Below are 10572 nucleotides of genomic sequence, written 5' to 3' on the forward strand. Positions count from 1 at the left end.
CCAATAAATCACCCAATCAATACCAATACTAATGAAGAAAATATTGCTACTGCTTTTATGCTGCTCGGGTTTAATGGCTGGCGCACAACAGCGTTACGAATTAAATTCGGGATGGACTTGCACCAATGTTAAAGACGTAAAAGCTGACGGTGCAGCTATTTCTAAAACCGATTTTGTCCTGAATAACTGGATGCCGGCCACAGTGCCCGGAACGGTGCTTACCACCTTGTTGAATAACAAAAAAGTGCCTGATCCGTTTTACGGCATGAACAACGAAAAGATTGCCGATGTTTACCATACCGGTAATGCGCATTACACGTATTGGTATGTAAAGGATTTTGAAGAACGCGCTACAGGCAATGAGCAGGTTTGGTTGCAGTTTAGAGGGATTAACTATAAAGCTGAAATTTATTTAAACGGCAAAAAAGTAAATCCCAAAACACAGGTGGGTATGCACATACGCGCGCAATATAATATTACGCAATTGCTTGCTGCCAATGGCAAAAACAGATTGGCTGTAATTGTTTATCCACCCGATTTTCCGGGCAATCCTAATGGCGGTCAGGGAGGCGATGGAACTATTGCCAAAGGTTTAACAACACAATATACTGCAGGCTGGGACTGGATTCAGCCTACCCGCGATCGCAACACCGGTATTTGGGATAAGGTTACCATCGAAAAAACAAAGAGCATTAACATTCAAAACCCGCATGTGGTTACTTTGGTGCCGGGTAAAAGACTGGCAACAGGTAAACAAAATCCAGCAACAGTAAAGGTTAGTATCGAGGTAGAAAACCAAACCAGCAAAGCGGTCTCGGGTACTTTACAATACGAGATAGCAGGAAAAGTAATTAAGCAGCCGGCAACAATAGCGGCCAAGCAGACTACTACGGTTAAACTTGCAGACTTGCAAATCGAGAACCCTAAATTATGGTGGCCAAGCGGTTACGGCGATCCAAACCTTTACGATTTAAAGATCAAATTCGTTGCAGCAACACAGGTGTTGGATCAGGAAGCCCTGAAAGTGGGAATCCGTCAGATTGATAACATCTGGAACGACCATACCAAAAGCATGGGTACTTTTGTAAACGGCCAAAAGATTTTTATTAAAGGCGGTAACTGGATTATTTCTGATGCGATGCTGCGCTTTACCGATGCACGTTATGATGCCGAGGTACGTTACCATAAAGATATGAACCTAAACCTGATCAGGATTTGGGGAGGTGCTATTTTAGAGCGGCCAGAGTTTTATAATGCCTGCGATAAATATGGTTTGCTGGTTTTCCAGGATTTTTGGTTTAGCGGCGATTGTAATGGCCGTTGGGTAGATCCGATGAAAAAAGAAGATCAGTGGACCAGAAGAAATTATCCTGATGATCATCCTTTGGTTTTAACTGCAATTGAAGATCAGATCAAAATGATCAGAAACCATGCATCTCTTGCTTTTTGGTGCGGCGGAAACGAAATTACACCCCCAGATGATATTCTAAATCCTTTAAAAAATGATATCCTGCCAAGATTAGATGGTACACGTCAGTTTTTCGATTTTTCTAACAGCGATGAAATGTCGTACAATTCGATTGGCGGTAATGGCGACGGACCTTACGGCATTCAGGATATTAAAACTTTCTGGGGAACACAAACCTTCCCTTACAACTCTGAAGTAGGCTCGGTAGGAGTGGGCGATTATGCTTCTTTACTGCGCTTTATTCCGGAGAAAAACCTGGTTGCACCGCAATATAAAGCCAAGCCAGATTCGGTATGGGATTACCATAAGTACATCTCGTACGAGCAATACCTTAACCCTTATGGTAAGCCAAAAGATGCCAAAGATTTTGCCATGAAAGCCCAGCTGGCCAATTACGATCAGTACCGCGCTTTAATGGAAGGTTTTTCTAACAAAATGTGGGATTGGTACACTGGTTCCATCATCTGGAAAACGCAAAACCCATGGACGGCTATGCGCGGGCAGATGTATGATTATTATCTGGACCCGAATGCATGTTTATATGGCTTAAGAAAAGGAAGTGAGCCGTTGCACGTGATGATGAACCCTTTGGATAGTATGGTAACCGTTGTAAACAATGGTTTTGCCACCCGCAATAACCTGATGGTACAGGCTAAAGCTTATGATATGGATGGCAAGGATTATTTCTATTCTCAGGTATTTAATTCAGTTGGTCCATCATCAGTAAGAAGACTGTTTCCTTTAAATGAGTTTTTAACCAAATTGGATAAAAAAGAAGGGGTTTTTGTTTCGTTAAGAATTCTGGATCAAAAACAAAACATCTTGAGTGAGAATATTTATTGGCTACCTGGGAAAGATGGAGAATATTCGGGCTTGAAAAATATGAAGCAAACACCTTTAAAAGTAAGTGCCGCTAATCAGAACAATGGGAAAGTAGCTGTTACTTTAAGCAACGCTGCAGGAAACCCGGTTGCGTTTTTTAATCGTGTAGCTTTAATTAATGGCAGCACCAACGAAAGAATATTACCTGCTTTTTATGACGATAACTATGTGAGTATTTTGCCGGGCGAAAGTAAAACGGTTACGGTAGAATATACCGGTAAACAAAGTAATCTGGCTGTGGAGGTGTATGGCTGGAATGTAGAAAAGCAGAAAGTAAATATTCAGTAGATAAATTGTTGGTCGGGATTTGTCTCTTATGTTAGTCGGGATTTGTAATCCCGACTTTAGTACTAAGGATTTTAAATCCTTTAGTGGATTACAAAACCACGACTCATGCAAAACAAGACCTCGCAGGTTTTTAAAACCTGCGAGGTCTGAAACAGCAAAGGCGATACTTTCGGTATCGCCTTTTTCTGTTTTATGCGGTTTGCAACTAGCTAACGCCGTGCAGTTTCACTTTTAAACCATCCATATTGTTGTTTAACTGCAACTGGCAGGCTAAACGCGAATTGGGTAGTAAATCAGGCAAAGTATCTAGCATGGCATACTCATCGTCTGTCATTTCGTTAAGTTTCTCTTCACCCTCCAAAACGTCTACACAGCAGGTAGCACAAAGGGCCATTCCGCCGCAGGTAGCCAGAATATCGTATTCTGATGCCTTTAAAAACTCCATCAGGCTTAAGCCCATGTCAGTTGGTGCAACGTGTTCGGTAACAGAGCCATCCGGCTCTTGCATATATATGTTAATGTTGTTCTCCATTTGTTAGCTCGCTTATAATTTGAAAAGCAAATATAGCAGAAAGCTTAAAATTCTGAAACTCCGTTTACGGTTGTATATTTCATGGTATATTTCACACCAGGGTTCATGTAAGAATAAGCACTGTGGCTCATTAATGCCGCCTCGTGGAAACCACACAGAATTAATTTCAGTTTATTGGTGTAGGTGTTGATATCGCCAATAGCATAAATACCCGGAATGTTGGTCGAGTAATCATCAACATTTACTTCGATTGCACTTTTGCTGATGTTTAAGTTCCAGTCTTCAATAGGGCCTAATTTAGGGCTTAAACCGAATAATGGAATTAAATGATCGGCATCTACGACCGTTTTCTCCATGGTGCGGTTCTGTACAATTTCAACCTTTTCTAATTTATCGGTTCCGTGTACAGCCTGCAGGTTACTGTTTAAGATCAGGTTAATCTTTCCGCTTTCAGCCAATGCCATTACTTTAGCAACCGAATCTGGTGCGCCACGGAAACTCTCGCTTCTGTGTACCAAAGTAAGCTCCGAGCAAACTTCGGCTAGGTAGATGGTCCAGTCTAAAGCAGAGTCGCCACCGCCGGCAATAACCATTTTCTGATCGCGGTATTTCTCCGGATCAAGGATCATGTAGTTAACACCCTTACCATTTTCAAAATTTTCTAAGTTCTCTACAGCTGGTTTACGTGGCTCAAAACAGCCTAAACCACCTGCAATTACCACAACTTTAGCTTCGATAACGGTACCCATGTTGGTTGTTAAAACGAAATCGGCTTCGCCGCGTTTTTCTAAACCTTCAATACGCTCGCCTAAAGTAAAGGTTGGATGGAAAGGCTTAGCCTGCTCCATTAAGTTATCGATAAGCTCCTGAGCCAGAACAGAAGGATAACCCGGGATATCGTATATCGGTTTTTTAGGATAAATTTCAGACAGCTGACCGCCAACCTGAGGCAGGTAGTCAATTAAATGGCAACGCATTTTTAATAAACCGGCTTCAAAAATGGCAAATAAGCCTACCGGACCAGCGCCTATTACGGCTATATCAGTAGTGATCATTAAAAAAAATTTGACGCAAAGTTACGAAATAAAGTGTTATCAATTCTGTTATTTAGAAATATTCCAGATAATTTTGTAATTCTGTTGTATTCAATATTTTATATGCCTTAGGCTAACTAAAAACAAAAGTTAGGCATTTTAGGCGGTTTAAAGCAAATTATAATTGGTCTATAGATTTTGTAGAAATTAATTTTTGTAGCGCTTTTTTAATGCCAGTTTATTGTAAACGATTATCAATTGGTGTGGAAGGGTATCATTTTTTGTTTTAAATAAATATAAGCCATCTTTGTTATTGAATGATAATGTAGACTTACCAATTATGGCAAATTGATATTGGTCTTCAATATTTAAATCGTCGTCTTTGACAAAAAATATCGTATCGTTTTTTACATAATAGTTGCAGTTTACTTTTCTTATGCCAAAGCAGTTTACTCTTTTGTAAACCTCACCATTTTCTTTAAACTTTAATGTCGTTGTACAGTTCGCAGCACCAGTCCATCCAGCAATTAACACATCCTTCCCTTCAAATTTTTCAAAATCTATTATCCCCCAGGGAAAGCATGCTGTTAAAATTAAAACTATAAGCAATGTGCTGCTGATATAAATCCTTTGCTTGTCTTTGAATTTTTCTTTAACCAGCGCAGTTATTTGCAGTATTAAGAGGAAAAATAAAATGAGGTAACTAATAAACAGCGCTATGGTTATTGGGATGGCAAAGATTCCTATCTTGCCTTCCCAATAATACACAGTTTGGATAATTAAGAAGAAAGTAATTGTTGTAATCCAAAGCGCTTTTTTTTTCACTTTCAGCATACTCTTTTACCAGCTCATCCCCAAATTCTGAAATACAAAACTCCATACATCGGCCGATTCTTCTATCAGTTTTGTGGTCGGTTTCCCGGCACCATGACCTGCTTTGGTTTCAATGCGGATTAGCATTGGGTTATTACCTTTGTATTTTTCCTGTAAAGTAGCCGCAAATTTAAATGAATGTGCAGGTACCACGCGGTCATCGTGATCGGCGGTTGTGATTAAGGTAGCCGGATAATTTACGCCACTTTTGATGTTGTGCAAAGGCGAGTATTTGATCAGATAATCAAAATCCGCTTTTTTATCGCTGCTGCCATATTCTACTACCCAGCCCCAGCCAACCGTAAATTTGTGGTAACGTAGCATATCTAAAACGCCTACTGCCGGTAAAGCCACTTTAAAAAGCTCGGGACGCTGGGTCATGCAGGCACCTACCAAAAGTCCGCCGTTTGAGCCACCCGAAATGGCAATTTTACCGGGGTTGGTATATTTTTCTTTAATCAGGTACTCGGCAGCGGCAATAAAGTCATCAAAAACGTTTTGCTTCTTTTCGAGCATGCCGCCTTTGTGCCAGGCCTCGCCATATTCGCTGCCACCACGCAGGCTGGGCTGCACATAAATACCTCCATGTTCTAAGAACAACATGCGCGACAAGCTAAAACCTGGAGTTAAGCTAATCTGAAAACCACCATAGCCATACAGGTAAACCGGGTTATTGCCATCGAGCTTAATGCCTTTTTTATGCACAATAAACATGGGTACTTTGGTGCCATCTTTTGATGGGTAAAACACCTGTTTGGTTTCGTAATTTTCGGTGTTGAGTTGGATGGCCGATTTTCGATATAAAGTAGATTCACCTTTCTTTAAATCGTAGCGGTAAATGGAGCTCGGTGTGGTGAAATTAGAAAAGGAATAAAAGAACTCCTGATCTTCCTTATAACCGCCAAAGCCATCAACCGTACCAATTGCCGGAAGCTTTACTTCACTAATTTTTTTGCCGGTTAAATCGAACTGAACAATGCTGGTACTGGCATCTTTTAAATAGGTTGCCCACAGGAAGCCGCCACCTGTCGAAATGTTTTCCATGGCCAGCTTCGATTCGGGGATGATTTTCTGCCAGTTTTTGGGGGCGTTATTTTTAGGGTCTATCAATACAATCTGTTTATTTTCGGCACCTAAATCGGTACTCACCAATAGTTTGTCGCCTACATTGTCAACTACACTATGGTTGTTTTCAAAACCTTTTACCAGTTGGCTGATTTTGCTGCCGGGCAATTTTAAATCCTGGTAGTACAGGGCATTGCCTGAAGTGCCGGCATTGGCATAAATAACCAAAAAGCGCTCATCTTCGGTAACGCTGGCACCAAAATACAGGTTCGGATTGGTTTTATCTTCAAAAACCAGCTGATCGTTTTTTTGCTGATCGCCCAGTTTGTGGTAGTACACCTTCTGATATTTATTGGCAGCAGAAAGATCGGTGCCTTTTACGGGCTCATCGAATTTGCTGTAATAAAAGCCATCGCCACGCCAGGCCGCACCCGAAAATTTGGTCCATTTCAGCTCGTCGGCCTGTTTCAATTTGGTGGCTACTTCCATTACGTAAATGTTGCTCCAGTCTGAACCGGCCTGGGCTACTGAGTAGGCCAGGTATTTTTTATCGTGCGAAAAGCCAAGCAGCGAAACAGCAGCGGTGCCATCGGCAGTAAGTTTGTTTGGATCGAGGAAAACTTCTTCTGCACCGTCCAATCCTTTTTTAATGAACCAGATGCTTTGGTTTTGCAGTCCATCGTTTTTGGTGAAGAAATAATATTCGCCTACTTTAAAGGGCGCGGTTTCTTTGGGATAATTCCAGATTTCGGTTAACCGTTTTTTAATATCGGCACGGTAAGGAATCTGCGCCAGGTAGTTTTGGGTTACTTTGTTTTGTGCATCAACCCAGGTTTTTGTTTCGGCCGAGGTATCGTTTTCGAGCCAGCGGTAAGGGTCGGCTATTGGGGTGCCAAAATAATTATCGGTGGTGCTGTCTTTTTTGGTTTCGGGGTATTTCATTAATGTTATTTTTTCTGCGGCTTGCTTTTCCTGTTTACAGGCGAAAAGGCTTAGTGCAAATAAGCTGAATACGATTTGTTTTTTCATAAGTAAAAGGATTTATTTACTAATATATGTTTTTATGTAGGGATTACACAGATTTTAGCGATTGCACCGATGACAGTATGCGAGGGTTATAGCTTTAAGCTTTGGTCTTTATGCTTTTACCCTTCGGGTGATGATTACACCGATGTTTAGGATTGCACTGATTTTGTGTACTAGGCTTTGGTCTCTAGTCTTTATGCTTTTATCCTTCGGGTGATGATTACACCGATGTTTAGGATTGCACTGATTTTTGAGTAGTAGGCTTTGGTCTTTAGTCTTTATGCTTTTATCCTTCGGGTGATGATTACACCGATGTTAAGATTGCACTGATTTTTGTGTACTAAGCTTTGGTCTTTAGTCTTTATGCTTTTACCCTTCGGGTGATGATTACACCGATGTTTAGGATTACACCGATTTTTGTGTACTATGCTTTGGTCTTTAGTCTTTATGCTTTTATCCTTCAGGTGATGATTACACCGATGTTTAGGATTACACCGATTTTTGTGTATCAGGCTTTGGTCTTTTAGCTTTGGTCTTTCAGCTTCATCTCTAGTCTTTTTGCTTTTTTCCCTTACCTTTGCGCATACATGGCCAAGAACATTTATTTCGCTTCCGATTTTCATTTGGGCACCCCTAGTTATGCCGAAAGCCGTGCACGTGAGGCGCGCATTGTAAGCTGGCTTAATTTTATAACCCCCACCTGTGGCGAGCTTTTTTTAATGGGCGATATTTTCGATTTCTGGTTCGAGTATGCAAAAGTAATACCCAAAGGTTTTATCCGTTTGCAGGGAAAACTGGCCGAAATGGCTGATGCAGGGATTAAAATTTATTTCTTTAAAGGTAACCATGATATGTGGGTACGCGATTATTTTACCCGGGAAATTGGGATGGAAATTATTAGCGACGAAATGATTATGGAGCGTGGAGGCAAGAAGTTTTATTTGCACCATGGTGATGGTTTAGGCCCTGGCGACAATAAATATAAATTTTTACGTAAGATCTTTAGGAGCAAGCTGTGCCAATGGTTGTTTGCGCGTTTACATCCCAATTTGGGCATTGGTATTGCAAATGGCTGGAGCAGGGGAAGCCGTGCAGCGCAAACCGAAAAGGAAGTTTTTTTAGGTGAGGATAAAGAGTGGCTGGCCATTTACGCCAAAGAACAGTTACAGCAAACACATTTCGATTATTTTATTTTCGGGCACAGGCATCTGCCGCTGGATATTGCCTTGGGCGATAATAGCCGGTACGTAAATATTGGTGAGTGGCTCAATTACAGCTCGTACGCTGTATTCGATGGCGTGGATTTGAAACTGGAATACTATAACCCAACACCGTAATATTTTTGTTTTTTGGAAAGCAGTGGCTTAAGCTTTTTTTAATGCTAGCCGGGCTTTTTGTTATAGTCCCGATGAAAAATCGGGAGCTGCCACTTCAATCCCGTTTAGGTACATTTTTTCCTGCTGCTATTAGGGTTTGCATGGAGCCCAGGTGTACAGTTCTTTCAAGATAAACCTGATAGAACGGAAAGCCCGGATCCCGATTTTACATCGGGAGAGGACTTGGAGGGATAGCAGGGCTACGCGCCGCCATTGGCACAGAACCTTTCATTTTCCAATGAATAGCCAGATTACTATTTATGGTTAACTGATTGACCAATTAACCATACCAGCTAAACAAACAAATTCAGCTTTTTTCCTTATTTTTGCATTTTCCTAAATTTTTGGCCCTATGCCAACAGCAGGGAAACTTCAACAAGAATAAATATGTTAGATAAATTAGAAGCTATAAAGCTACGCTGGGAAGATGTAGAAGAGCAATTGAGTAATCCTGATGTGATTCAGGATATGAAACGTTTTGCGGCTTTAAATAAAGAATATAAAGACTTGGGCAAAATTGTAGACGAGTATAAGGTTTACAAAAATGTGATGAGTAATATCGATGCCAATAAAGAAATTTTAACGGCAGAGAAAGATCCTGAAATGCGCGAAATGGCGAAAGAGGAGCTTGATTTATTGTTAAAACAGCAGGAAGAAATGGAAAGCGCTATACGCGTGATGTTGATTCCTAAAGATCCGGAAGATGCCAAAAATGCCGTTTTTGAGATTCGTGGTGGTACTGGTGGGGATGAGGCCGCATTATTTGCCGGCGATTTATACCGGATGTACACGCGCTTTTTCGAAACCAAAGGCTGGAATGTAGAGACTGTTGATGTGACAGAAGGCACAGCTGGTGGTTACAAAGAGGTAATTTTGAAAGTGAGTGGTGAGGATGTGTATGGCCAGTTAAAATACGAAAGTGGTGTGCACCGGGTACAACGTGTGCCTGATACTGAAACCCAGGGGCGTGTACATACCTCGGCAGCATCGGTAGCGGTATTGCCTGAAGCAGAAGAAATAGACCTTTACATTAACCCTGCCGATATTGAGTTGCAAACCTCGCGCTCGGGTGGTGCTGGTGGACAGAACGTAAACAAGGTAGAAACCAAGGTTCAGTTAACGCATAAGCCTTCGGGTATTGTGGTGGTGTGCCAGCGTGAGCGTTCGCAATTGGGTAACCGTATTATTGCCATGGAGATGTTGCGTAGCAAGTTATACGATATCGAATTGCAGAAAAAGAATGGCGATATTGCTGCTAAACGTAAAACCATGGTATCAACCGGCGACCGTTCGGCAAAGATCAGAACCTACAACTATCCGCAGGGAAGGGTTACCGAACACCGTATTGGTTTAACCATGTACAACCTGCCAACCATTATGGATGGCGATATCCAGGAGATTATTGATGCCCTTCAGTTTGCAGAAAATGCCGAAAAGATGCAGGAAGGTGCTGCAAATTAAGGAGTTGTAATTATTTGAAAAAAAAGTTTGCGAATTAATATATAGTCTCTATATTTGCAACCTCGAAAGAGACAAGAGGTTCGAACTTTAAAGAAGAACAAAAGGAGTGGTAGTTCAGCTGGTTAGAATGCCTGCCTGTCACGCAGGAGGTCGCGGGTTCGAGTCCCGTCCATTCCGCAACAAAAGCCTTAACTTGAAAAAGTTGAGGCTTTTTTGTTTTAGTGCGCCGGGCATGGCAATCAACTATAGGGTTCAAGTCCCGAACACGCTTTGCAGTAGGAAGTGTTAGCTTAAGACAAGGGTGTCGTGGGCGACTGCGAATCTGAAGGAAGTCCGAGGCAAAAATGGGGGCTTACGAACAGAAACTGTATATGAGGCGGATCTAGTCCGGGTGATGTTGCTAAACAAACAGAAGCCCAATACTGCACGGGGACTATTACGTAGATACAGGGGCCACATCCATAGGAAGTAGATTGTCTTACCCCGGGAGATCTGAATGAGTTCTGTCAAGAGTAAGCGCGATTACAGGAGAAGAAACATTTAGCAGTGATGCTAAATGCCTCAATC

At 41.6% G+C, this 10572-nt stretch carries 7 protein-coding genes and 1 tRNA gene; 4 read left to right on the forward strand and 4 right to left on the reverse strand.

Annotated elements, in window-relative coordinates:
• The first annotated feature begins 31 nt into the window (after positions 1-31).
• Positions 32-2638, forward strand: coding sequence for a glycoside hydrolase family 2 protein (locus BLR37_RS09845; protein WP_090767794.1), 2607 nt, complete (start codon positions 32-34; stop codon positions 2636-2638).
• Between the two features lie 205 nt (positions 2639-2843).
• Here the strand turns inward: BLR37_RS09845 and BLR37_RS09850 are convergent, their stop codons facing one another.
• The 4 genes from BLR37_RS09850 to BLR37_RS09865 all read right to left on the reverse strand — a co-directional run bounded on the left by BLR37_RS09850 (position 2844) and on the right by BLR37_RS09865 (position 7171).
• Positions 2844-3170 (reverse strand): 2Fe-2S iron-sulfur cluster-binding protein, encoded by a 327-nt coding sequence (locus BLR37_RS09850; RefSeq protein WP_025141835.1) that lies wholly within the window; start codon positions 3168-3170, stop codon positions 2844-2846.
• A 44-nt stretch (positions 3171-3214) separates the two neighbouring features.
• Positions 3215-4225: an NAD(P)/FAD-dependent oxidoreductase gene (locus BLR37_RS09855; protein ID WP_039477703.1), complete on the reverse strand. Its 1011-nt coding sequence runs from the start codon at positions 4223-4225 to the stop codon at positions 3215-3217.
• A gap of 186 nt (positions 4226-4411) precedes the next feature.
• Positions 4412-5038: a hypothetical protein gene (locus BLR37_RS09860; protein ID WP_090767797.1), complete on the reverse strand. Its 627-nt coding sequence runs from the start codon at positions 5036-5038 to the stop codon at positions 4412-4414.
• A gap of 6 nt (positions 5039-5044) precedes the next feature.
• Positions 5045-7171 carry a prolyl oligopeptidase family serine peptidase gene (locus BLR37_RS09865; protein ID WP_090767800.1) on the reverse strand — a complete coding sequence of 709 codons (2127 nt, stop codon included), beginning with the start codon at positions 7169-7171 and terminating at the stop codon, positions 5045-5047.
• Between the two features lie 584 nt (positions 7172-7755).
• Between BLR37_RS09865 and BLR37_RS09870 the strand changes: the two genes are divergently transcribed.
• From BLR37_RS09870 to BLR37_RS09880, 3 genes are all read left to right on the forward strand, one after another.
• The gene (locus BLR37_RS09870; protein WP_090767803.1) at positions 7756-8505 is read left to right on the forward strand and encodes a UDP-2,3-diacylglucosamine diphosphatase; all 750 of its coding nucleotides are present in this window, start codon (positions 7756-7758) and stop codon (positions 8503-8505) included.
• A gap of 426 nt (positions 8506-8931) precedes the next feature.
• Positions 8932-10005 carry a peptide chain release factor 1 gene (gene prfA / locus BLR37_RS09875; protein WP_039477694.1) on the forward strand — a complete coding sequence of 358 codons (1074 nt, stop codon included), beginning with the start codon at positions 8932-8934 and terminating at the stop codon, positions 10003-10005.
• Between the two features lie 103 nt (positions 10006-10108).
• Positions 10109-10182: transfer RNA gene (locus BLR37_RS09880), tRNA-Asp, on the forward strand.
• Positions 10183-10572: the final 390 nt, after the last annotated feature.

The organism is Pedobacter soli (assembly GCF_900101435.1).
Lineage (GTDB): Bacteria > Bacteroidota > Bacteroidia > Sphingobacteriales > Sphingobacteriaceae > Pedobacter > Pedobacter soli.

Excerpts from the sequence above, each read along its gene's own strand:
- BLR37_RS09850 (WP_025141835.1), bottom strand. The coding sequence starts at position 3,170 with ATGGAGAACAACATTAACATATATATGCAAGAGCCGGATGGCTCTGTT.
- BLR37_RS09845 (WP_090767794.1), top strand. The coding sequence starts at position 32 with ATGAAGAAAATATTGCTACTGCTTTTATGCTGCTCGGGTTTAATGGCT.
- BLR37_RS09855 (WP_039477703.1), bottom strand. The coding sequence starts at position 4,225 with ATGATCACTACTGATATAGCCGTAATAGGCGCTGGTCCGGTAGGCTTA.
- prfA (WP_039477694.1), top strand. The coding sequence starts at position 8,932 with ATGTTAGATAAATTAGAAGCTATAAAGCTACGCTGGGAAGATGTAGAA.
- BLR37_RS09860 (WP_090767797.1), bottom strand. The coding sequence starts at position 5,038 with ATGCTGAAAGTGAAAAAAAAAGCGCTTTGGATTACAACAATTACTTTC.
- BLR37_RS09865 (WP_090767800.1), bottom strand. The coding sequence starts at position 7,171 with ATGAAAAAACAAATCGTATTCAGCTTATTTGCACTAAGCCTTTTCGCC.
- BLR37_RS09870 (WP_090767803.1), top strand. The coding sequence starts at position 7,756 with ATGGCCAAGAACATTTATTTCGCTTCCGATTTTCATTTGGGCACCCCT.